Annotated in this window: 21 protein-coding genes; 15 read left to right on the forward strand and 6 right to left on the reverse strand. The window is 59.4% G+C overall.

Features of this window, described 5'->3' with window-relative positions:
* Positions 1–27: 27 nt before the first annotated feature.
* The 3 genes from ACEN8Z_RS08995 to ccoM all read left to right on the forward strand — a co-directional run bounded on the left by ACEN8Z_RS08995 (position 28) and on the right by ccoM (position 885).
* Positions 28–369 (forward strand): hypothetical protein, encoded by a 342-nt coding sequence (locus tag ACEN8Z_RS08995; protein WP_007998360.1) that lies wholly within the window; start codon positions 28–30, stop codon positions 367–369.
* Between the two features lie 99 nt (positions 370–468).
* Positions 469–630 (forward strand): hypothetical protein, encoded by a 162-nt coding sequence (locus ACEN8Z_RS09000; protein ID WP_007998358.1) that lies wholly within the window; start codon positions 469–471, stop codon positions 628–630.
* Positions 631–774: 144 nt separating this feature from the next.
* Positions 775–885 (forward strand): cytochrome c oxidase subunit CcoM, encoded by a 111-nt coding sequence (ccoM, locus tag ACEN8Z_RS09005; RefSeq protein WP_007998356.1) that lies wholly within the window; start codon positions 775–777, stop codon positions 883–885.
* Between the two features lie 270 nt (positions 886–1,155).
* Here the strand turns inward: ccoM and ACEN8Z_RS09010 are convergent, their stop codons facing one another.
* Entirely contained in the window at positions 1,156–2,631 is a 1,476-nt protein-coding gene (locus tag ACEN8Z_RS09010; RefSeq protein ID WP_495597406.1) for an inorganic phosphate transporter, read from the reverse strand.
* A gap of 376 nt (positions 2,632–3,007) precedes the next feature.
* Positions 3,008–3,208, reverse strand: coding sequence for a hypothetical protein (locus tag ACEN8Z_RS09015; RefSeq protein WP_007986337.1), 201 nt, complete (start codon positions 3,206–3,208; stop codon positions 3,008–3,010).
* 690 nt (positions 3,209–3,898) lie between these two features.
* On the opposite strand from ACEN8Z_RS09015, the gene pcaR reads away from it, so the two are divergent.
* The 11 genes from pcaR (at position 3,899) to pcaC (ending at position 14,752) form a co-directional block, all read left to right on the forward strand.
* Positions 3,899–4,741 carry a pca regulon transcriptional regulator PcaR gene (gene pcaR / locus ACEN8Z_RS09020; RefSeq protein WP_008016479.1) on the forward strand — a complete coding sequence of 281 codons (843 nt, stop codon included), beginning with the start codon at positions 3,899–3,901 and terminating at the stop codon, positions 4,739–4,741.
* Positions 4,742–4,865: 124 nt separating this feature from the next.
* Positions 4,866–6,212 (forward strand): 4-hydroxybenzoate transporter PcaK, encoded by a 1,347-nt coding sequence (gene pcaK, locus ACEN8Z_RS09025; protein ID WP_007998353.1) that lies wholly within the window; start codon positions 4,866–4,868, stop codon positions 6,210–6,212.
* A gap of 266 nt (positions 6,213–6,478) precedes the next feature.
* Positions 6,479–7,336 (forward strand): CoA transferase subunit A, encoded by an 858-nt coding sequence (locus tag ACEN8Z_RS09030; protein ID WP_008054173.1) that lies wholly within the window; start codon positions 6,479–6,481, stop codon positions 7,334–7,336.
* Positions 7,336–8,115, forward strand: a complete 780-nt coding sequence (locus ACEN8Z_RS09035; RefSeq protein ID WP_277535285.1) for a CoA-transferase subunit beta — start codon at positions 7,336–7,338, stop codon at positions 8,113–8,115. The genes ACEN8Z_RS09030 and ACEN8Z_RS09035 overlap by 1 nt, the downstream gene beginning before the upstream one ends.
* The gene (pcaF, locus tag ACEN8Z_RS09040; RefSeq protein ID WP_495598107.1) at positions 8,112–9,317 is read left to right on the forward strand and encodes a 3-oxoadipyl-CoA thiolase; all 1,206 of its coding nucleotides are present in this window, start codon (positions 8,112–8,114) and stop codon (positions 9,315–9,317) included. The genes ACEN8Z_RS09035 and pcaF overlap by 4 nt, the downstream gene beginning before the upstream one ends.
* Positions 9,318–9,353: 36 nt before the next feature.
* Positions 9,354–10,058, forward strand: coding sequence for a protocatechuate 3,4-dioxygenase subunit beta (pcaH, locus tag ACEN8Z_RS09045; protein WP_414873894.1), 705 nt, complete (start codon positions 9,354–9,356; stop codon positions 10,056–10,058).
* 1 nt (position 10,059) lies between these two features.
* Positions 10,060–10,626 carry a protocatechuate 3,4-dioxygenase subunit alpha gene (pcaG, locus tag ACEN8Z_RS09050; protein ID WP_495597407.1) on the forward strand — a complete coding sequence of 189 codons (567 nt, stop codon included), beginning with the start codon at positions 10,060–10,062 and terminating at the stop codon, positions 10,624–10,626.
* 204 nt (positions 10,627–10,830) lie between these two features.
* Positions 10,831–12,135 carry an MFS family transporter gene (locus ACEN8Z_RS09055; protein WP_007998346.1) on the forward strand — a complete coding sequence of 435 codons (1,305 nt, stop codon included), beginning with the start codon at positions 10,831–10,833 and terminating at the stop codon, positions 12,133–12,135.
* Between the two features lie 45 nt (positions 12,136–12,180).
* Entirely contained in the window at positions 12,181–13,545 is a 1,365-nt protein-coding gene (locus ACEN8Z_RS09060) for a 3-carboxy-cis,cis-muconate cycloisomerase (RefSeq protein ID WP_495597408.1), read from the forward strand.
* A 12-nt stretch (positions 13,546–13,557) separates the two neighbouring features.
* Positions 13,558–14,349 carry a 3-oxoadipate enol-lactonase gene (gene pcaD / locus ACEN8Z_RS09065; protein ID WP_495597409.1) on the forward strand — a complete coding sequence of 264 codons (792 nt, stop codon included), beginning with the start codon at positions 13,558–13,560 and terminating at the stop codon, positions 14,347–14,349.
* Between the two features lie 10 nt (positions 14,350–14,359).
* The gene (pcaC, locus tag ACEN8Z_RS09070; RefSeq protein ID WP_007986313.1) at positions 14,360–14,752 is read left to right on the forward strand and encodes a 4-carboxymuconolactone decarboxylase; all 393 of its coding nucleotides are present in this window, start codon (positions 14,360–14,362) and stop codon (positions 14,750–14,752) included.
* Between the two features lie 121 nt (positions 14,753–14,873).
* Here pcaC and ACEN8Z_RS09075 read toward each other — a convergent pair whose 3' ends face one another.
* Entirely contained in the window at positions 14,874–16,133 is a 1,260-nt protein-coding gene (locus ACEN8Z_RS09075; RefSeq protein WP_495597410.1) for an OprD family porin, read from the reverse strand.
* Between the two features lie 433 nt (positions 16,134–16,566).
* Between ACEN8Z_RS09075 and ACEN8Z_RS09080 the strand changes: the two genes are divergently transcribed.
* Complete coding sequence (locus ACEN8Z_RS09080) at positions 16,567–17,085, forward strand: hypothetical protein (protein ID WP_495597411.1); 519 nt, start codon at positions 16,567–16,569, stop codon at positions 17,083–17,085.
* Positions 17,086–17,225: 140 nt separating this feature from the next.
* Here the strand turns inward: ACEN8Z_RS09080 and emhC are convergent, their stop codons facing one another.
* The 3 genes from emhC to ACEN8Z_RS09095 are packed head-to-tail and all read right to left on the reverse strand — an operon-like array spanning position 17,226 to position 23,008.
* Complete coding sequence (gene emhC / locus ACEN8Z_RS09085) at positions 17,226–18,686, reverse strand: efflux RND transporter outer membrane subunit EmhC (protein ID WP_310056528.1); 1,461 nt, start codon at positions 18,684–18,686, stop codon at positions 17,226–17,228.
* Positions 18,686–21,847 (reverse strand): efflux RND transporter permease subunit EmhB, encoded by a 3,162-nt coding sequence (emhB, locus tag ACEN8Z_RS09090; RefSeq protein WP_495597412.1) that lies wholly within the window; start codon positions 21,845–21,847, stop codon positions 18,686–18,688. Before emhB ends, emhC begins: the two co-directional genes overlap by 1 nt.
* Positions 21,848–21,850: 3 nt before the next feature.
* Positions 21,851–23,008, reverse strand: a complete 1,158-nt coding sequence (locus ACEN8Z_RS09095) for an efflux RND transporter periplasmic adaptor subunit (protein ID WP_495597413.1) — start codon at positions 23,006–23,008, stop codon at positions 21,851–21,853.
* Between the last annotated feature and the right edge of the window lie 251 nt (positions 23,009–23,259).

The following is a 23,259-nucleotide window of genomic DNA, read 5'->3' on the forward strand; positions in this document are numbered from 1 at the left end:
CAGCCTGCTGACAGGAGACCGAAAACCATGCTGCCACCGATGCTCCCCTTGAGTGCCGTGCCGATCACTTCACAGACTGACCCGATCCGCCAGCGTCCGGATATTCCACCGGTGGTGCCGGTGCAGGAAAGCTCCAGTGAAAGCACCATTGACCTGCAAAAGCGCAATCCTGAGGAAGACGGGTTAGTGCTGCGCGAGGAACAGCGCCGCAGGCAGGAGCAGGAACGGCGCCGCCGTGAGGCCGACAATGACCCCGAGGCGCACCTGGCGATTCCCGGCGATGAACTCAATGCCGACAACACCGTGCCGGTGGCGCCGCTGATGGAAGATCAGCCGCGGCAGGGGCTGTGGGTCGATATCGAGATTTGAGCGCAGGCTGGTCAGCGCGGCCGTCAGGCCGCATTATTGGCGCAGGGTTGCCGAACGCTACGGTGGCTGAAATTCATTTCAAGCGATGCACTGACCGCCATGAGCCAAGATGACAAACTGATTGACCTCAACGCTGAACGCGCCAAGCGTATCCATGACCTCAATGACAAGCGGCTCAATGAAGTCCGCCAGGCGTTCGAGCAGGCCATGCCGTTGGGCAAGGCAAAGAAAAAGCCGAAAAACAAACCGAAAAAGCGCTGAAGTCCCCCCGCATTCATTGATGCGGGTCAAATTTTCCCCTTCCTCTTGCCCAGTCTCGGGCGACATTGATCCCGGTCAATATTCTCTCCTGCCCGTTTGGTTAACTTAGCCCTATCGCAACAGGCTAGGTGCAGGAGACGCGTCATGTTTTTCGACAACGTGGTGATCGCCGGAGTGCTGACTGTCAGCCTCATGTTCGTGTTTTTTGCAGGGTTCGGACTTTTTATCTGGAAGGATTCGCAGAAGCGGAAATAACCGTGGTTCTTTCTGGGTGTAATGAGCACGCAAGGCATTTTGGGCAACTTCGGTTGCCCTTTTTTTTGCCTGTAAAACTCTATCGATACACGCAAACCCTGTGGGAGCGAGCTTGCTCGCGATGAGGCCATAACATTCAGCATCTATATTGACTGCAAGGCCGCTATCGCGAGCAAGCTCGCTCCCACAATGATTTGTGGTGTGGCGAAAATTATGGCAATAAAAAAGGCGCGTTCCTTGCGGAGCGCGCCTTTTTCGTTTGGCTGCTTATTAGCTGCCAAGTGCCTTCGAGGCCAGCCAGAACAACCCGGCCGACAGGGCCACGGTGGCTGGCAGGGTCAGTACCCAGGCCAGCAGGATGGTTTTGACGGTGCCGCCTTGCAGGCCGCTTTTGTTGGCGACCATGGTGCCCGCCACGCCCGAGGAAAGCACGTGGGTGGTGGAAACCGGCAGGCTGAAGATGTTCGCCATGCCGATCAGGCTGGCAGTGGTGATCTGTGCCGACATGCCTTGGGAATAGGTCATGCCCTGCTTGCCGATCTTCTCGCCAATGGTCAGTACCACGCGTTTCCAGCCGACCATGGTGCCCAGGCCCAAGGCCAGTGCAACCGCCAGGATCACCCAGAACGGGGCGTATTCAGTGGTTGTGGTCAGGTCTTTGCGCAACTTGTCCAGGTCAGCCTTTTCACGGGCCCCGAGAGTTGGCAACTTGCTGACTTTCTTCGCTGTATCGTCCAGGCAGAGCAGGTAGCGACGGACTTCGATACGGCTTTCCGCCGGCAGCGAGTGATAGTCCTCTACACCCTTGAGGGTGCCGAGCAGGGCGGTGATGGTCGGTTCGGTCTGTTGCGGGTTGCAACGGAATTTCTCCGGCAAGTCGCCGTCCAGGCTCTTGCCCAGGGCCAGGAATTCGCCCAGGGTTTCGGAATTGCGCTGGTAGAACTGGCTCAGATGCAGGGTTGCGTCGCGAGTCCGCTCGATCTGATAGGTCGTGCTGTTCAGGTCGAGGACGAACTGGGCCGGCACGATACCGATCAGGACCAGCATGATCAGGCCGATACCTTTCTGGCCATCGTTGGAACCGTGAACGAAACTCACGGCCATGGCCGAGATCACCAGTACCAGGCGATTCCAGAACGGCGGGTGTTTCTTGTCGTCGATCTTGCGGCGCTGTTCCGGCGTCTTGTGCATCTTCGACAGCGGACGCCACCATTTAAGACCGATCAGGATCAGCGCGGCGATCAGGAAACCTGCCATTGGCGAGAACACCAGTGACATGCCGATATCGATCGCCTTTTGCCAGTTCACCCCGTCGGCCAACGGAATATCGTTGATTAGGGCGTTGGCCAGGCCGACACCGAGGATCGAACCGATCAGCGTGTGGGAACTGGAGGCGGGGATACCGAAGTACCAGGTTCCCAGGTTCCAGGTGATGGCGGCGGCGAGCAACGAGAACACCATGGCCAGTCCGTGACCGGTGTTCACATTGATCAGCAGTTCTACCGGCAGCAGGTGGACGATGGCATACGCCACACCGACCCCGCCCAGCAGCACGCCGAGGAAGTTGAACACACCGGAGAAGAACACTGCCAGGTGAGGCGGCATGGCCTTGGTGTAGATAACGGTCGCCACCGCGTTAGCGGTGTCATGAAAGCCGTTGATGAACTCGAAGGCGAGGACAAAGGCCAGGGCGAGCAAGAGGCTCACAAGCACCCAAGCATCCAGTCCGCTGAATAAATCGATCATGAAGGTTTTCTGACCCGGTCATAAGGGGGCGCGATTATGCCAGAAAAGACTGCGAATCAATGCACTAGCTGCTCGTCGGTAACATTCTTCAACGATTTTTTTTGCCGCAGCACCTGAAAACCAACGGTTTTGCTGAGTTTTTTAAGTCATTGATTTTATTGAAAAAATAGACTGTCACAAAACCTTCACGGCCCGCTGAGAGGGGCTTGAAAAGTTGTGTGAAAAATCTGAGAAATAGGTCAGATACCGGAAATCTGCCGGATTCGACGACGGTAATGGCCGCTGCCCGCTCGTAGCGGGCGCGCAAGGCAACATCGATACATCCCGCTTTTAACGGGTGCAGAGGCAGGCCCTTGTAAGGATCAGGCAGAAGCAGTCACGGCTCTTCGGCTTTGAGTTCCTTTTCCATTTTTTGAAGTTCTTGCTGGAAAACCTGATCCTGAACGGTGGCGCGTTTGCGCCAGGGTTTGCGTTCGGGTTCGGGTTGAGCGGCGTAAGTGGTGACTTCTCCGCCGTAAACTTCCTTGTAACGTTGTTCCTGGCGCTCTAGTTCCGCGCGCAGTTCGTCTTTCGTCACAGTGCTACCTGATTGAGTTGGGATTAATTCTGGTGAAAACGCGCTGCATCAAATCGACTGATCACGTTCGTCGAATGGGCAATGCCCGGAAGGCATCGTTTAGGCAACAGGGTGATCAATGCTTCCATGTCGCAGGCGGCCACGGCACCAGAGATAAACAGCTGTCGTAGCTTCAGTTTCCTGTTTCAGCAAGCGCACCGGCAAAGCTGTGCAATGCGGGTTTGGCGCTCGCTACGGGCAACGGCGACGGAACATCGCCTTGCCCGGTAAGCGGGTTCGGTATGTAAAAAACCGAAGCGCTACTGAATTGTATTATAGCGGCCGATTTGAAGAACACTATCTCCAAAAAGTTAAAAGTGGATCTTGGTGTGTGATCATTTTGTTGCTCGAAACTTTACGATGAACTAGAACGTCGACTGATGCCACGTTGCTGCGATGCCTTTCTGACGCCATTAAGTCGAGCAAGTTACGGTAATTAGATTGCGCCATTAAGTCTTGGGTCGAGACGATGTAGACATAGGTTAGTGAGTCGGCGAAAAACCGCACATCGGCGGATTTGGCGGTTTACACGGCGGATTGCGATTATCGGTCGAGCGTTCGATAATCGCCCAGAGTTGGCCGGTCGGGCTTGAGCGTCAGACGCTAGCCCCTTGTAATAGTCGCTGATCCGAGTGGGAAAAAGGTCCTTGTATGAACGATCAAATGCGCAATTCCTTCGCTTCAGTGGCTCCACCCATCGTTGCTTCACCGGCCAAGCGGATCCAGGCACTGACCGGCGACCCGGATTTCATGACGTCTCTGGCCCGTGGCCTGGCCGTGGTGCAAGCGTTTCAGGAGCGCAAACGGCACCTGACCATCGCCCAGATCAGCCACCGCACGGAAATTCCCCGCGCCGCCGTGCGCCGTTGCCTGCACACCCTGATCAAACTCGGCTACGCCACCACCGACGGCCGCACCTATTCATTGCTGCCCAAAGTGCTGACCCTCGGCCATGCCTATGTGTCATCGACGCCGCTGGCGGTGTCCGCCCAGCCGTACCTGGACCGCATGAGCGAGCAACTGCACGAGGCCTGCAACATGGCCACGCTGGAAGGTGATGACATTCTGTACATCGCCCGCTCCGCGACCACTCAACGACTGATTTCGGTGGACCTGTCGGTGGGCGGGCGCTTGCCGGCCTATTGCACATCGATGGGGCGGATTCTGCTGGCCGCGCTGGATGACACGTCGCTGGGCGAATACCTCGACCACGCCGAATTGCAGGCCAAGACCAGCCGCACGATTCACACCCCCGAGGCATTGCTCGAATGCCTGCAAGAGGTGCGACAGCAAGGCTGGTGTATCGTCGACCAGGAACTCGAGCAAGGGCTGCGTTCGATTGCCGTTCCGGTGTATGACGCCTCTGGCCAGGTGGTCGCGGCCCTCAATGTCAGCACCCACGCCGGGCGAGTCAGCCGCAATGAGCTGGAACAGCGTTTTCTGCCCGGGCTGCTGAGTGCCAGCCGCGACCTCAGTACCCAGCTGTTCTCCTAAGGTGTTCGATAAACGCACAGAGTCGCGCTTGGCGAATTGACGCTGTTTCCCGTGGATCATTAATGTCGCTGCTGCGTCAGCCCTGGCTGGCTCCTTTTCGACTGTGATCCATGGAATAAAAATAATGAACCAGCCTCAGTCTGCTGTAGGAAACTGCCTCGACGTGCAGTCCTTCATCAATGCCCAACCCATTTCGCGCTACCAGTGGCGGGTAGTGATCCTGTGTTTCCTGATTGTCTTCCTCGACGGCCTCGATACTGCGGCCATGGGTTTCATCGCGCCAGCGCTGTCGCAGGACTGGGGCATCGATCGCGCCAGCCTTGGGCCGGTGATGAGCGCGGCGCTGATCGGCATGGTGTTCGGTGCACTCGGTTCGGGGCCATTGGCTGACCGCTTCGGGCGAAAAGTCGTACTGGTCGGTGCGGTGCTGTTGTTCGGTGCCTTCAGCCTGGCCTCGGCCTACAGTACCAATGTCGATCAATTGCTGGTGTTGCGCTTCCTGACCGGCCTGGGTTTGGGCGCCGGTATGCCAAACGCCACGACCCTGCTGTCGGAGTACACCCCGGAGCGTAAAAAGTCCCTGCTGGTGACCAGCATGTTCTGCGGTTTCAACCTCGGCATGGCTGGCGGCGGATTCATTTCGGCCAAGCTGATTCCGGCGTTCGGCTGGCACAGCCTGTTGCTGATCGGCGGGATTCTGCCGTTGATCCTTGCTGTGGTCCTGTTGTTCTGGCTGCCGGAATCGGCGCGATACCTTGTAGTCCGTAACCGTGGCACCGACAAAGTGCGCAAGACCCTGGCACCCATCGACCCGACAGTGGTGGCCCAGGCGTCCAGTTTCAGCGTGCCGGAACAGAAAACCGTGAAGGCGCGCAATGTGTTCGCGGTGATTTTCTCCGGCACCTACAGCGCCGGTACCTTGCTGTTGTGGTTGACCTATTTCATGGGCCTGGTGATCGTTTATCTGCTGACCAGCTGGCTGCCGACGCTGATGCGTGACAGTGGCGCGAGCATGGAGCAGGCAGCCTTCATTGGCGCGCTGTTCCAGTTTGGTGGCGTGCTGAGTGCGGTGGGCGTGGGCTGGGCGATGGATCGGTTCAATCCGCACAAAGTCATCGGCATTTTCTACCTGCTGGCCGGGGTGTTTGCCTACGCGGTAGGACAGAGCCTGGGCAACATCGCGCTGCTGGCGACTCTGGTGCTGGTGGCCGGGATGTGCGTCAACGGTGCGCAATCGGCGATGCCGTCGCTAGCGGCGCGATTTTATCCAACTCAAGGGCGGGCCACCGGGGTGTCGTGGATGCTCGGCATCGGCCGCTTCGGCGCCATCCTCGGTGCCTGGATGGGCGCGACGCTGTTGGGGCTGGGCTGGAACTTCGAGCAAGTGCTGACGGCGCTGGTGATCCCGGCGGCTTTGGCGACTACGGCGGTGGTGATCAAGGGCATGGTCAGTCATGCGGATGCGACATGACAGCCTGATCCGGAGTCTTGTGTTGGTTTGAGGACCCATTCGCGGGCAAGCCCGCTCCCACAGGGATACGCTGTCACCTGTGGGAGCGGGCTTGCTCGCGAAGCTTTTGGGGATCGGTAGCGAGACAACAATGTGTTCGATAATCGAACGCTTAGTCGATTATCGGATTGTTTGGCTTTTTTCAGGGGCTTAACCTTCAGTCATTCCGGCGCTGCGCATCGGCGCCTTCTTCCACTGTCGGTTAACAACAAACGGGAGCCTGCCCCATGGCTGAAATCCTTTCGCTGCACGACGCGGTGAAGCAATTCGTAAACGACGGCGATACCGTCGCGCTCGAAGGCTTTACCCACCTGATCCCTACGGCGGCGGGTCACGAAATCATTCGTCAGGGCAAGAAAGATCTGACGCTGGTGCGGATGACGCCTGACCTGATCTACGACCAGTTGATCGGTGCCGGTTGTGCCCGCAAGCTGATTTTTTCCTGGGGCGGCAACCCGGGTGTCGGCTCCCTGCATCGCCTGCGTGACGCGGTGGAGAAACAGTGGCCGCATGCGCTGGAGATCGAAGAGCACAGCCACGCCGACCTGGCCAATGCCTACGTCGCCGGCGCCTCCGGCCTGCCATTCGCGGTACTGCGTGCCTACGCCGGTTCCGACTTGCCGAAGGTCAACCCGCTGATCAAATCCGTCACCTGCCCATTCACTGGCGAGGTGCTGGCCGCCGTGCCTTCGGTACGCCCGGACATTACCGTGATTCACGCGCAGAAAGCCGACCGCAAAGGCAACGTGCTGCTGTGGGGCATTCTCGGCGTGCAGAAAGAAGCCGCGCTGGCCGCCAAGCGCTGCATCGTCACCGTTGAGGAAATCGTCGACGACCTCAATGCACCGATGAACTCCTGTGTACTGCCAACCTGGGCCTTGAGCGCGGTTTGCCACGTGCCTGGCGGTGCGCATCCGTCCTACGCCCACGGCTACAACGAGCGCGACAACCGCTTCTACCAAGCCTGGGACCCGATTGCCCGCGACCGTGAAACCTTCACCGCGTGGATCAACGAATACATCCACGGCAGCGCTGACTTCAGCGAGTTCCAGGCCAAACTGGCCGCCGCTTCGGAGGCGAAGTAATGACTTACACCACCAATGAAATGATGACCGTCGCCGCCGCCCGCCGCTTGAAGAACGGTTCAGTGTGCTTCGTCGGCATCGGCCTGCCGTCGAAAGCGGCCAACCTGGCGCGCCTGACGTCCTCGCCGGATGTGGTCCTGATCTATGAATCGGGTCCGATCGGTGCCAAGCCAAGCGTACTGCCGCTGTCGATCGGTGACGGTGAACTGGCGGAAACCGCCGACACCGTGGTCCCGACCGGCGAGATTTTCCGCTACTGGCTGCAGGGCGGGCGCATTGACGTTGGTTTTCTCGGTGCTGCGCAAGTGGACCGTTTCGGCAACATCAACACCACCGTAGTCGGCGATTACCACGCACCGAAAGTTCGCCTGCCAGGTGCCGGTGGCGCGCCGGAAATTGCCGGTTCCGCCAAGAGTGTGCTGATCATCCTCAAGCAATCGGCGCGTTCGTTTGTCGACAAACTGGATTTCATTACGTCCGTCGGCCATGGCGAGGGCGGTGATTCGCGCAAGCGTCTCGGTCTGCCGGGCGCCGGTCCAGTCGGCATCATCACTGACCTGTGCACCATGGAGCCGGAGGAGGGCACCCACGAGTTCGTGGTCACCGCGCTGCACCCGGGCGTGACCCGGGAGCAAGTGGTCGCCGCCACCGGTTGGCCGATTCGCTTTGCCGACAGCGTTGCAACCACCGCCGAGCCGACCGAAGTCGAGCTGACCGCGCTGCGTGATCTGGAAGCCCGTACCGCCGCCGCCCACGGCCAAGCCCCTGGAGAAGCCTGATGCGTGACGTTTATATCTGCGATGCGATTCGTACCCCCATCGGCCGTTTCGGTGGTGGTCTGTCGACGGTGCGTGCCGACGACCTGGCTGCCGTGCCGATCAAGGCCTTGATGGAGCGTAACCCGTCGGTGGACTGGAACGCGGTGGACGAAGTGTTCCTCGGCTGCGCCAACCAGGCCGGGGAAGACAACCGCAACGTAGCGCGCATGGCGCTGCTGCTGGCGGGCCTGCCGGAAACCATTCCCGGCGTGACCCTTAACCGCCTCTGCGCTTCGGGCATGGATGCCATCGGCACCGCGTTTCGTGCCATCGCCAGCGGCGAGATGGAGCTGGCGATTGCCGGTGGCGTCGAGTCGATGTCCCGTGCGCCGTTCGTGATGGGCAAGGCCGACGCTGCGTTCTCGCGCAACATGAAGCTCGAAGACACCACCATCGGCTGGCGCTTCATCAACCCGTTGATGAAAGCCCGGTACGGTGTGGACGCGATGCCGCAGACCGGCGACAACGTGGCCGACGATTACCAGGTCTCCCGCGCCGATCAGGACGCCTTTGCCTTGCGCAGTCAGCAGCGCACGGCTGCCGCGCAAGCCGCCGGGTTCTTCGCCGAAGAAATCGTCGAAGTGCGCATTGCCCACAAGACGGGCGAAACCGTGGTCAGCCAGGACGAACATCCTCGCGCCGACACCACCCTGGAAGCCCTGGCCAAACTCAAACCGGTCAACGGCCCCGATAAAACCGTCACCGCCGGTAATGCCTCGGGTGTAAATGACGGTGCCGCAGCGTTGATCCTGGCCTCGGCCGAAGCCGTGAAGAAGCATGGCCTGACTGCCCGTGCCAAAGTGCTGGGCATGGCCAGCGCCGGTGTTGCGCCGCGGGTGATGGGCATCGGCCCGGTGCCGGCGGTGCGTAAACTGACCGAGCGCCTCGGCGTGGCAGTCAGCGATTTCGACGTGATTGAACTCAATGAAGCCTTCGCCAGCCAAGGCCTGGCGGTGCTGCGTGAACTGGGGATCGCGGACGATGCGGCCCAGGTCAACCCGAACGGTGGCGCGATTGCCTTGGGCCATCCGTTGGGCATGACTGGCGCGCGACTGGTGTTGACTGCGTTGCATCAGCTGGAAAAAAACGGCGGCAAGAAAGGCTTGGCGACCATGTGTGTCGGCGTTGGCCAGGGGCTGGCCTTGGCGATCGAGCGCGTTTGAACGCCCTGTCGGCTAACAAGAATTGAGGAAAGTGTAATGACTGACAAGCCTGGATACCGCCGCCCGCAGGCGGGCACTCAGCCGCAATACCTGCACCCGACCTATCAATCCACCAACCTGCGCTCGCCGTCCAAGCCATTGGTGTTCCTGCCGCATTCGTTGTCGGAAATCACCGGGCCGACCATCGGCGCCGAGCGGGTCAACGAGAAAGACAACGACCTGACCGCCCAGCACGAGGGGCAGCCACAGGGTGAGCGCATCATCATTCACGGCCGTGTACTGGATGAAAACGGTCTGCCGGTGCCGGGGATTCTGGTGGAGATCTGGCAGGCCAACGCCGCCGGTCGCTACGCCCATGCCCGTGACCTGCACGACGCACCGCTGGACCCGAACTTCACCGGTACCGGCCGCACCGTGACCGACGCCGATGGCTGGTATCAGTTCCAGACCATCAAGCCCGGCGCCTATCCGTGGGGCAACCACCACAACGCGTGGCGCCCGGCGCACATCCATTTCTCGCTGTTCGGCCCGAGCATCCTGACGCGCCTGGTGACGCAGATGTATTTCCCCGGCGACCCGTTGCTGGCGTACGACCCGATCTACAACTGCGTGCCCGATACCAGCGCCAAGGAGCGTTTGATCGCCACGTTCGATCTGGAAAAAACCATCCCTTCCTATGCCCTCGGTTATCGCTGGGACATCGTTTTGCGCGGCCGCGACGCCACGCCGATGGAGAAATAAGATGACGCTGACTGCGACCACGTCCCACACCGTTGGGCCGTACTACCACATCGGCCTGACCTGGCTGAACCGCGAAAACCTGACCGTCGAACAAACCCTGGGCGAGCGCGTGGCGATCACCGGCCAAGTGGTCGACGGCAATGGCGACATCGTCAACGACGCGATGCTGGAAGTCTGGCAGGCCAACGCCGCCGGCAAGTATGACCACCCGGAAGACGACCAGGACAAACCCCTGGACCCGACCTTCGAAGGCTTTGGCCGGGTGCCGGTGGATGCCGAAGGGCGCTTCCGGTTCACCACCATCAAACCGGGCACGGTCGAGGGATTGAAAGGTACGACCCAGGCGCCGCATCTGGTGGTACTGGTGTTTGCCCGTGGCCTGGTGAAGCATTTGCTGACGCGGATTTACTTTGATGGCGAGGCGGCCAACGTGAGTGATCCGCTGCTGGAGTGTGTGCCAGCTGATCGTCGCGGCACGTTGATCGCCAGGCAGGATGCGTCGGGTGTTTATCAGTGGAATGTGATTCTGCAGGGCACCGATGCCGAGACGGTGTTCTTCGATTATTGAGTGAATACCGAAATCCCTGTAGGAGCTGGCTTGCCAGCGATGGTCGTTAACGATTACGCGTATTGATTGGTTAACCGGGTCGCTCTTGCGTCTTTCGCTGGCAAGCCAGCTCCTACAAGGGATCTGCGTCGCCAATGCTTTTGTGGAACGGGATTGTTGCAAAGTGTGTCTAGACTCTCACTGTCCCCATTGAGTGAAAAAACAATGACAACACCCACAGCTCCTATAGCTCTTTATACGGGCGAAGAACGCAACAAGCGGATCTTCGCCATCGTCGGTGCCTCGTCCGGCAACCTGGTCGAGTGGTTCGACTTCTACGTCTATGCCTTCTGTGCGATTTATTTCGCGCCGGCGTTTTTCCCGTCCGATAACCCTACGGTGCAACTGGTCAACACCGCTGGCGTGTTCGCCGCCGGGTTCCTGATGCGGCCGATTGGCGGCTGGATTTTCGGTCGGTTGGCGGACAGGCACGGACGCAAGAATTCGATGGTGATCTCGATTCTGATGATGTGCTTCGGTTCATTGCTGATCGCCTGCTTGCCGACCTACAACAGCATCGGGGTCTGGGCACCGCTCCTGTTGCTGTTCGCCCGTTTGCTGCAAGGCTTGTCGGTGGGCGGTGAATACGGCACTACCGCGACCTACATGAGTGAAGTGGCGCTCAAGGGCCAGCGCGGTTTTTTCGCCTCGTTCCAGTACGTGACCCTGATTGGCGGCCAGTTGCTCGCGGTGTCGGTGGTGGTGATCCTGCAACAGTTTCTCACCGAAGATGACCTGCGTGCCTACGGCTGGCGGATACCGTTCGTGGTGGGTGCCATGGCGGCGCTGGTTTCGCTGTATCTGCGTCGTTCGTTGAAAGAAACTTCCAGCAAGGAAATGCGCGAAAACAAGGACGCCGGCAGCATTAGCGCCCTGTTTCGCGACCATAAAGCCGCGTTCATCACCGTGCTCGGTTACACCGCCGGTGGCTCGCTGATTTTCTACACCTTCACCACGTACATGCAGAAGTACCTGGTGAACACCGCCGGCATGCCGGCCAAGACCGCCAGCTACATCATGACCGGCGCGCTGTTCCTCTATATGTGCATGCAACCGGTTTTCGGCATGCTAGCCGACAAGATCGGCCGGCGTAACTCGATGCTCTGGTTCGGCGCCCTCGGTACGCTGTTCACCGTGCCGATCCTGTTGAGCCTGAAAAGTGTCAGCAGTCCGTTCCTGGCTTTTGTGTTGATTACCGTGGCGCTGGCGATTGTCAGTTTCTACACCTCGATCAGCGGTTTGGTAAAAGCCGAGATGTTCCCACCGGAAGTGCGTGCCCTGGGCGTTGGCCTGGCATACGCCGTGGCGAATGCGATTTTCGGTGGCTCGGCGGAATATGTAGCCCTGAGTCTCAAGGCCGTGGGCATGGAAAACTCCTTCTACTGGTACGTTACGGTGATGATGGCGGTGGCCTTCCTGTTCAGCCTGCGTCTGCCGAAACAGGCCGCGTATCTGCATCACGACCTTTGATCTTCATGCGCGGGCCGCAAAGGCCCGCGCCTTCAGGAATTGTTTATGAACCAGCGACCGGGCAATCAATTGTTCGATGCCTATTTCACTGCCCGCGATATGCGTGACGTGTTCTGTGATCAGGGCCGGGTCCAGGCCATGCTCGATTTCGAAGCGGCACTGGCCCGGGCCGAAGCGCGGGTCGGGTTGATTCCATCGAGTGCTGTCGCGCCGATTGAAGCGGCTTGCCGCGCCGGTCTTTACGACTTTGCAGCGTTGGGCGAGGCGATTGCCACGGCGGGTAACTCGGCGATTCCGTTGGTCAAGGCGCTGGGCAAACAGATCGCGGCCACCGATGCCGAAGCCGAACGCTATGTGCATCTGGGCGCAACCAGCCAGGATGTGATGGACAGTGGCCTGGTGCTGCAACTGCGCCACGCACTGGAACTGATCGAAAACGACCTGGCACAACTGGGGCAGACCCTCGCGTCCCAGGCCCGGCGATACGCGACCACGCCATTGGCCGGACGCACCTGGTTGCAGCATGCGACGCCGGTCACCCTCGGCATGAAAATCGCCGGTTGGCTGGGGGCGGTGACGCGCAGTCGTCAACGCTTGACCGAACTCAAGCCGCGTCTGCTGGTGCTGCAATTCGGCGGTGCGTCCGGAACCCTCGCGGCCCTTGGTGAACAGGCCATGCCGATTGCCCGGGCGCTGGCAGAAGAACTGCAACTGGCCTTGCCTGAGCAGCCGTGGCATACCCAGCGCGATCGCGTGGTGGAGTTCGGTGCGGTGCTCGGGTTGATCGCCGGCAGTCTCGGCAAACTCGGTCGCGACATCAGCCTGCTGATGCAAACCGAGGCCGGCGAAGTGTTCGAGCCCTCGGCACCGGGCAAGGGCGGTTCTTCGACCATGCCGCACAAACGCAATCCGGTGGGCGCGGCGGTGCTGATCGGCGCGGCGACGCGTGTACCCGGTTTGCTCTCGACGCTGTTCAGCGCCATGCCTCAGGAGCACGAGCGCAGCCTCGGCCTGTGGCATGCCGAATGGGAAACCCTGCCGGAGATTTGCTGCCTGGTGTCGGGCAGTCTGCAGCAAGCGATATTGATCGCCCAGGGACTGGAAGTGGATGCCGGGCGCATGGCACGCAACCTCGATCTGACCCAGGGCCTGGTGCTCGCCGAAGCGGTGAGCATCGTCCTCGCCCAACGGGTCGGTCGCGATACCGCACACCATCTGCTGGAACACTGCTGCAAACGCGCCGTGGCCGAGCAGCGTCACCTGCGCGCGGTCCTCGGCGACGAACCGCAAGTGACCGCCGAACTGTCGGCGGCTGAACTCGATCATTTGCTGGACCCTGCCCATTACCTCGGCCAGGCCCATACCTGGGTCGAGCGGGCGGTGGCTGAACATTCTGCATTGACTGCCTGAAGGAGACTTGCTGTGGCTTTTGTACAACTCGCCGAGGGCGAACTGCATTACCAACTCGATGGACCGGTCGATGCGCCGGTGCTGGTGCTGTCCAACTCCCTGGGCACGAACCTGCACATGTGGGACGCGCAAATCCCGGCGTTCTCCGAGCATTTTCGCGTGTTGCGTTTCGATACCCGTGGCCATGGCCAGTCATTGGTGACGCCGGGGCCTTACAGTATCGAGCAACTGGGCCACGACGTGCTCGCCTTGCTGGATGCCTTGCACATCGAGCGTGCGCATTTTTGCGGTTTGTCCATGGGCGGGCTGATTGGCCAGTGGCTGGGGATCAATGCCGGCGAACGCCTGAACAAGCTGGTCGTGTGCAACACAGCGGCGAAAATCGGCGATCCGTCGGTGTGGAACCCACGTATCGAAATGGTGCTGCGTGATGGTCAGGCGGCCATGGTTGCCCTGCGCGATGCGTCGATTGCCCGCTGGTTCACCCCGGATTTCTCCGAAGCCAACCCGGCGGCGGCCAAGCAGATTACCGACATGCTCGCGGCCACTTCGCCCGAAGGTTACGCGGCCAACTGCGCGGCGGTGCGCGATGCCGATTTCCGTGATCAGTTGTCCTCGATCAAGGCGCCGCTGCTGGTGATCGCGGGCGCTCAGGATGCGGTCACGCCGCCGTCCGGTGGGCATTTCATTCAGGAACATGTGCCAGGTGCCGAGTACGCCGAGTTCTACGCTGCGCACTTGTCTAACGTCCAGGCGGGCAATGCGTTCAGCGAGCGCGTGCTGGCGTTTCTGTCGGCTCATTGAGGAGAGTTTCGTGGACGAGAAACAACGTTATGACGAGGGCCTGAAGGTCCGCCGCGCAGTCCTCGGCGATGCCCACGTCGACCGCAGCCTGAATGCCCTGACCGAGTTCAACTCGGAGTTCCAGGAGATGATCACTCGCCACGCCTGGGGTGACATCTGGACGCGCCCGGGTCTGCCGCGCCACACCCGCAGCTTGATCACCATTGCCATGCTGATCGGCATGAACCGCAACGAGGAACTCAAGTTGCACCTGCGCGCTGCCGCCAACAACGGTGTCAGCCGTGGCGAGATCAAGGAAGTGATCATGCAGAGTGCGATTTATTGCGGGATTCCGGCGGCCAATGCAACGTTCCACCTGGCCGAGTCGGTGTGGGATGAGTTGGGGGTTGAGTCGCGGGAGTAAGCGGTAACGCCGTACTTCCTGTGGGAGCGAGCTTGCTCGCGATTGCGGTGTAACAGTCAATGCAGATGTTGAATGTTATGGCCTCATCGCGAGCAAGCTCGCTCCCACATTTGTTTTGTATTTACAGCAAACTGATCGGGTAGCTGATGATCAACCGGTTCTCGTCGAACTCGTTGTTGCTGTAGTCGCGGCGTATGGTCGAGTTGCGCCATTTCAGGTTCAGGTCTTTCAGCGCACCGCTCTGCACGGTGTAGCCCAGTTCACTTTCACGCCCCCATTCCTTGCCATCGGTGATGCTGCCGGTGTGCACATTGTCGCCGCTGATATAGCGGTTCATCAGGGTCAGGCCCGGTACGCCGAGGGCGACGAAGTTGTAGTCGTGGCGTACCTGCCAGGACTTTTCCCGGGCATTGTCGTAGCTGGAGTTGTAGCTGTCGTTGGCCAGGGTGCCACCGCTGGTGCCGTTGACCCGCATCCAGGCGCTGTCGCCGGTGAGTTTTTGCAGGCCGACGTAGAACGTGTTGCCGCCGTGTTTGGCCGAGAACAAACCGTACATGGTTTTGTTGTCCAGTTCGCCGGCCCGGGCGCTGCCGTCATCCTTGCCGTAGAAGAAACCCAGGTTGGCGCCCAGGGTCCAGTCGCCAAGCGGCTGGCTGTGGATCAGATTGATGAATTGCTGGCTGTAGATGTCCTTGAGCTCGGCATTCCACAGACCGATCTGGGTGCGTTTGTCGTTGAACACGTACTCGCCGCCCTCGAAGTTGAAACGGTCAGAGGTGAACGCGGCTTTGCCGGTCATCGACATGTCGCCCATGCTGCTGTCGTCGCGCGGGCTGTTCTGGCGGAACTGGCCGCCATAGAGCGTCAGGCCATTGATTTCCTTCGACGTGATCTGGCCACCACGGAAAGTTTGCGGCAACGAACGACCGTCGTCGGAACGCAGGATTGGCAGCACCGGCATCCATTCGCCAACCTTCACTTCGGTCTGTGACAGCCTGGCCTTGAACGCCACGTTGGTGCGGCCGAAGTTGTCTGCAGGGCGGCCGTCATGATCCAGCGGCAGCAGTTGGGTCCCGCCGGTGCCTTTGCCGCCGTCGAGTTTTACCGAGTACAAACCCAGCACATCCATGCCGAACCCGACGGTGCCCTGGGTGAACCCGGACTTGGCGTCGAGGATGAAACTTTGCGTCCACTCTTCAGCCTTGCCCTGGGCCTTGGTCGGGTTGGTGAAGTTGCGGTTGATGTAGAAGTTGCGCAGGTTCAGGTTGACCTTGGCCCCTTCGACAAAACCCGATTCCTCGGCGCTGGCGGGCAAGGCCGCGCTGGCCAGGGCAATGGCGATCAGGCCGGGAACGAAGTACTGCGCAGGTGAAGGCGTCATGGGCTCGGGTCTCTCTAATTCTTGGGGATGAAACGGGGTGATGCCGCAACCCGGGGTTGCAGACGAATATTTGAAATCATCAATAGCGAAGCGGATCAGCCGGAGAGGGCAGGGCGCGGGGGCATGGTGTCGAACCTGTTGTTATTGGTTTTGTGGTTCGGATGGTGCGGGGAATGTACTGGATGGTTCAATTGCTGAAAGCGGGTTTTGGGCGATTATCGAACGAAAGTGTGCTTGTCGTGTTGAGTCTCATTCGAGAATTCAAAAAACAGTTTGATCATAGAGGGGGGGAGTTAACTCTTTAAAATACATATTTATGAGGCGGGAGTGAACCTGACATTTCTGACAGTTGTTGGAGGGGGTTTTAAGGTTTAGCCTTTTTTATGTTGTTTTGGTCTTTTCTGTTTAATTTATGATTAAGGTGGGAGAGATAATGAGTACTGTGAGCGATAAAATATTCACTTCTTCAAGGGCTAAATGGGTTGGCGATGAAAGTAATACGCGGAAGTATGAATTTTTTAATAGAGTAAAGGCCCCGCTAGCAACAGGTAGGTTAACTGTAACCCTACGGGTTGATCAGCCTGATAGTGATCCGGGGACCCAATTTCAGCTAAAGAAAATATTTTTTGCGTATTACAAAGAAGTTCCCTCTTTTTTCCTGATCGTCGAGGGTGGAGATGAATATCCCGGAATGGAGCTGTGGATCAGCGGTGATGAACTGAAAGCTGGAGGGACGTACAGGATATCGGAGGATCCTGGAGATGTGGACGTGTTGCTTGATATAGAGGGGGTCACAACCGATTTCCGCACGTCGTCACAAGGAACATTTTACGTCAGACGTTTTAATGATCAGTTAATTGACGGAATTTTCAGATTTCATTTTTTTAATCGTGGTCCCGACGATAATAGGAAAATTGATTTTTCTTGCACGTATTTTCTAATTAACTTTTAAGGTGAGGGTAAATGTTTAAGATTGTAGGTGTGTATTTGAATTTTACTTGTGGGAGGGTCAGTTTTCAGTGGCAGTGCTCTTATAAAGAAACCGCCTCACAGGACAATTCAGTCCCGTGATGCGGTTTTTTTGCACAAGAATCAGAAATACTTCATCTTCGGCGCTTCTTCTTTCAACGGCTCGTTCTGCGCCGTCTGTTCGTTCCAGCCACCACCCAGGGCCTTGTACAGGTTGACCTGGCTGACCAACTGCGCCAGACGGTCGGTGATCAACACTTGTTGCGCACTGAACAGCTGACGCTGGGCATCGAGGAAGGTCAGGTTGCTGTCGACACCGATGCGGTAACGACGCTCGGCAAGGCCGTAGTACGCCTGGTTGGCACTGACGAAATCTTTCTGTGCCTGCAACTGCTGGACGTAGGTCTGGCGGGCGGCCAGGCCGTCGGCAACTTCCTGGAAGGCCGTTTGAATGGACTTCTCGTAGTTCGCCACGCTGATGTCTTTCTGGATTTTCGAATAATCCAGGCTGGCGCTCAGGGCGCCGGCGTTGAAGATCGGCAGGTTGATCTGCGGCTGGAACAGCCAGGTGCCCGAACCACCCTTGAACAGACCGGACAGGTCCGGGCTCAGGGTGCCGGCATTGGCCGTGAGGCTGATGCTCGGGAAGAACGCAGCCCGCGCTGCGCCGATGTTGGCGTTGGCGGCCTTCAGGTTGTACTCGGCTTGAAGGATGTCCGGACGACGATGCAGCAGGTCCGATGGCAGGCCGGGAGGAACGTCGCTCAGCAAGTCGTCGTCAAGTGGTTTGGCCGCTTGCAGATTGGCCGGGACTCCAGTGCCGAGCAGCAGCACCAGGCTGTTCTCATCCTGAGCGACCTGACGGGTGTACTTGGCCAGTTGCGCACGGGCGTTTTCCACCGAGGTGCGCGACTGTGCCAGGTCCAGGGCCGAGGCGACGCCGACTTCGTTGCTGCGGGCGGTGAGCTTGTAGCTCTCCTCGAAGGTGGCGAGGGTGTCCTGGGTCAGCTTGTACAGTTCCTTGTCGGCCTGCCAGGTCAGGTAGGCATTGGCCACGCTGGCCACCAGGCTGATCTGGGTGCTGCGACGGCCTTCTTCGGTGGCGAAGTACTTCTGCAATGCTTCTTCGTTCAGGCTGCGAATGCGACCGAACAGGTCGAGTTCATAGGCGCTGACCCCGACCGTGGCCGAGTAGGAGCTGGTGATGCCGGCTTCGCCGGTTTGCGAAGCATTAGCCGGAACGCGCTGACGACTGCCGGTGCCGTTGGCCGAGACAGCCGGGAACAGATCGGCACGGGAGATGCGGTACTGAGCCGCAAACGCGTCGATGTTCAGGGCCGCGACACGCAGGTCACGGTTGTTTTCCAGGGCAACCTGGATCAGCTGTTGCAGCGCCGGGTCATGGAAAAACTGCTTCCAGCCCTGCTCGGCGGCAGCTTGCGCCGGTGCCTGGGCCGGCGAGTACGCCAGGCCCTGCGGGTACTGCCCAGCCACCGGTGCTTCGGGCTGCTGATAATCTGGTATCAGCGAGCAGCCACCGAGCACGAAGGCGGCGACTGCCAGGGAGAGTAGCGACTTGCTCATTAGCCAGCCTCTTTAGAAGGTTCAATGGCAGCGTCCTGGTCGGCGATTTTGCGCTGGCCAATGGACGACACGGTGACGAAGAACAGCGGGACCCAGAAGATCGCCAGCACAGTGGCCGTGATCATACCGCCAATCACGCCGGTACCGATTGCATGCTGGCTACCGGAACCTGCGCCGGTGGATATCGCCAGTGGTACCACACCGAGGACGAAGGCGAGCGAGGTCATGATGATCGGTCGCAGACGCATGCGGCTGGCTTCAATTGCCGCATCGCGCAGGCTACGCCCTTGTTCGTACAGTTCCTTGGCAAATTCGACAATCAGAATGGCGTTTTTCGCCGCCAGACCGATGGTCGTCAACAGACCTACCTGGAAGTACACGTCGTTGGACAAACCGCGCAGGCTGGTGGCCATCAATGCGCCGATGATCCCCAGCGGTACCACCAACATCACCGCGATCGGAATCGACCAGCTCTCATACAACGCCGCCAGACACAGGAACACCATCAGCAGCGACAGCGCGTACAGCGCCGGCGCTTGCGAACCGGACAGACGCTCCTCGTACGACAGGCCGGTCCAGGAAATACCGACACCCGCCGGCAGTTTCCTGGCAATGGCTTCGACTTCGAGCATGGCTTCACCGGTGGAGTAACCCGGTGCCGGGGCACCGAGGATTTCCATCGCTTCCACGCCATTGTAGCGAGCCAGTTTCGGCGAACCGTAAATCCACTCGCCCTTGGCGAACGCCGAGAACGGAACCATGGTGCCGACGCTGTTGCGCACGTACCACTTCTGCAGGTCTTCAGGGCTCATTCGAGCGCCTGGCTGGCCTTGCACGTAAACCTTCTTCACGCGACCGCGGTCGATGAAGTCGTTGACGTAGCTACTGCCCAGGGCAATCGACAGCGTGTTGTTGATGTCGGCGATGGTAATGCCCAGGGCACTGGCCTTCTCGTCATCGATTTCCAGCTGGTATTGCGGTTCGTCATTCAGGCCGTTAGGACGCACCTGAGTCAGAATCTTGCTTTGCGCGGCCATGCCGAGGAACTGGTTTCGCGCTTGCATCAGTTTGTCGTGGCCGATACCGGCGCGGTCCTGCAGGAACACGTCGAAACCGGTGGCGTTACCCAGTTCCAGTACCGCCGGTGGTGCGAAGGCGAACACCATGGCATCGCGGAAGGTGAAGAAGTGCTGCTGGGCACGAGCCGCCACCTTGAACACGTTGTTGTCGGCGTTACGCTCGTCCCACGGTCTGAGCATGATGAACGCCATACCCGAACTCTGGCCACGGCCGGCGAAGTTGAAGCCGGTCACGGTAAACACCGAGTTCACCGCATCGCCTTCACCGCCATCCTTGCCCGGACGCAGCAGGAATTCACGCATCTCGTCCACGACCACCTGGGTGCGCTGGGCACTGGAGCCGGCCGGGGTCTGCACCTGGGCGAACAGTACACCCTGGTCTTCTTCCGGCAGGAACGCTGTTGGAATGCGGGTGAACAGCCAGATCATGCCGACGATGATGATCAGGTAGGCCAGCAGGTACGGGGCCTTTTGCGCGAGCATGTTGCCCACGCCGCGCTCGTAGCTGCGTACGCCTCGGTCGAAGTTGCGGTTGAACCAGCCGAAGAAGCCGCGTTTCGGAGTGCCATGCTCGCCTTTCGGAATCGCCTTGAGCATGGTCGCGCAGAGCGCCGGGGTGAAGATCAGTGCAACCAGTACCGACAGGGCCATGGCCGAAACGATGGTGATCGAGAACTGCTTGTAGATCACGCCGGTGGAACCGCTGAAGAACGCCATTGGCAGCAGAACCGCCGACAGCACCAGGGCAATACCCACCAGTGCACCCTGGATCTGGCCCATGGATTTCTTGGTGGCTTCCTTCGGTGACAGGCCTTCTTCGCTCATCACCCGTTCGACGTTTTCCACCACGACGATGGCGTCGTCCACCAGCAAGCCGATGGCCAGCACCATACCGAACATGGTCAGGGTGTTGATGCTGAAACCGGCTGCCGCGAGGATCCCGAATGTACCGAGCAATACCACCGGCACGGTCATCGTGGTGATGATGGTGGCGCGGAAGTTCTGCAGGAACAGGAACATCACCAGGAACACCAGCGCGACCGCTTCGACCAAGGTGTGAACCACGCCCTTGATCGATTCGGTCACCACCGGGGTGGTGTCATACGGGAACACCACTTCCATCCCTTGGGGGAAGAAAGGCTTGAGGTTGTCGATGGTCGCGCGCAGGGCCTTGGCGGTGTCGAGGGCGTTGGCACCGGTGGCCAGTTTCACGGCCAGGCCGGATGCCGGTGCACCGTTGAACTGGGCATTGATGCTGTAGTTCTCACCCCCCAAACCGATGTCGGCGACATCTTTCAAGCGTACCTGGGAGCCATCCTTGTTGACCTTGAGCAGGATCTTGTCGAATTGCTCAGCGGTCTGCAGACGGGTCTTGCCAATGATAGTCGCGTTCAACTGGGTGCCGGGCAGGGCCGGCAGGCCGCCGAGCTGGCCGGACGACACCTGGACGTTCTGCGCAGCGATGGCTGTTTTGGCGTCGATCGGGGTCAGGTTGAATTTGTTCAACTTGGCCGGGTCAAGCCAGATCCGCATGGCGTACTGGGAACCGAACACCTGGAAGTCGCCGACACCGGCGGTCCGCGAGATCGGGTCCTGCATGTTCGACACGATGTAGTTGGACAGGTCGTCCTTGGTCATGCTGCCGTCACGCGACACCACGCCGATCACCAACAGGAAGTTCTTCACGGCCTTGGTGACACGGATACCTTGCTGCTGCACTTCCTGCGGCAGCAGCGGGGTGGCCAGGTTCAGCTTGTTCTGGACCTGAACCTGCGCGGTATCGGAGTTGGTGCCTTGCTCGAAGGTCGCCGTAATGGTCATGGTGCCGTCGGAGTTACTTTCCGACGAGACGTAACGCAGGTTGTCGATACCGTTGAGCTGTTGCTCGATCACTTGCACCACGGTGTCCTGCACGGTTTGCGCAGACGCGCCCGGGTAAGCCACAGAGATGGCGATCGCTGGAGGCGCGATGCTCGGGTACTGGTTGATCGGCAGTTTGAGGATCGATAGTGCCCCGACCAGCATGATCACCAAGGCAATTACCCAGGCAAAAATCGGACGGTCGATAAAGAATTTCGACATGGTTTACTCCCCTTGGCCGCTGGAAGCCTGTTCAGCTGTCTTCGCGGGGGCCGGGTTCTTTGCGGCTACGTTGGTCGCCTCACTGGCTTTGACTTCGATGCCAGGTTTGACGAACTGCAAGCCTTCGGTGATCAGGCGATCGCCGGCCTTCAGGCCGTCTTCGATCAGCCATTGATTGCCGACGGTGCGGTTGGCCTTGAGTTGACGCAGTTCGACCTTGTTGTCCGGGCCGACAACCAGTGCGGTCGGGGTACCCTTGAGGTCGCGGGTCACGCCTTGCTGGGGGGCCAGGATCGCCGCGCTGTTCACGCCGGCCAGCAACTTGGCGTGCACGAACATGCCTGGCAGAAGGGTGTGATCAGGGTTCGGGAAAATGGCGCGCAGGGTGACGGAGCCGGTGGTCTGGTCAACCGAGACTTCGGAGAACTCCAGCTTGCCATCCAGCTTGTACTCGCTGCCGTCTTCGAGGGTCAGTTTGACCGATGCCGTGTTATCGCCAGCCTTTTGCAGGCGACCGCTTTCCAGCTCACGGCGCAATTGCAACAGCTCGACCGAGGACTGCGTCACGTCGACGTAGATCGGGTCGATTTGCTGAATCACCGCCATCGCATCGACCTGGGCATTGCTGACCAGCGCGCCTTCAGTCACTGAGGAACGGCCGATGCGGCCGGTCAACGGGGCGTAGACCTTGGTGTATCGCACGTTGATCTGGGCGGTCTGCAGCGCCGCTTCCGATTGCAGGCGATTGGCCACGGCAGTGTCGTATTCCTGACGGCTTACGGCTTGTTCGTCGACCAGTTGCTTGTAGCGGTCGGAAATCGACTTGGTCGAACGCAGGTTGGCTTCAGCGCTTTTCAACGTCGCTTCATAGACCGACGGATCGATCTGATACAGCTGCTGGCCGGCCTTGACGTCGCTGCCTTCCTTGAACTGACGTTTGAGAATGATGCCGTTCACCTGCGGGCGAACTTCGGCAATGCGGAATGCACTGGTACGGCCAGGCAGATCGGACGTCAGGGTGAAAGCTTGCGGTTGCAGAGTCACGACGCCGACCTGAGGCGGTGGGGCGGCCGGTGCTGTCTCTTCCTTTTTGCATCCGCTGAGTAGCGATGCCAGGGCGACGGCGGCGACCAGAGCGGTAACAGCTGGCTTGAATTGCATGAAAATCCTCGGGTCAGGCGCGCAAGAAGCGCACTAGAAGGGTGGAAGGTTGAAAAATGTTTGCCGAGTGGATAAGTAGCTTGCTAAGGAATATACTTACGTACATGGCTGTTTGTAAATACCCAGGCTGCGTATCAACGTCGTTATACAAGCCATTACACAAGCCGTTGAAAGGTTGGAATTCTAGGCCGGGGACGAACCCCCAAGAACGTTCGCCCCACTTTTATTCAGCTGATATTCAGACATCGCTG

Source organism: Pseudomonas sp. Pseusp10 (genome assembly GCF_059492225.1).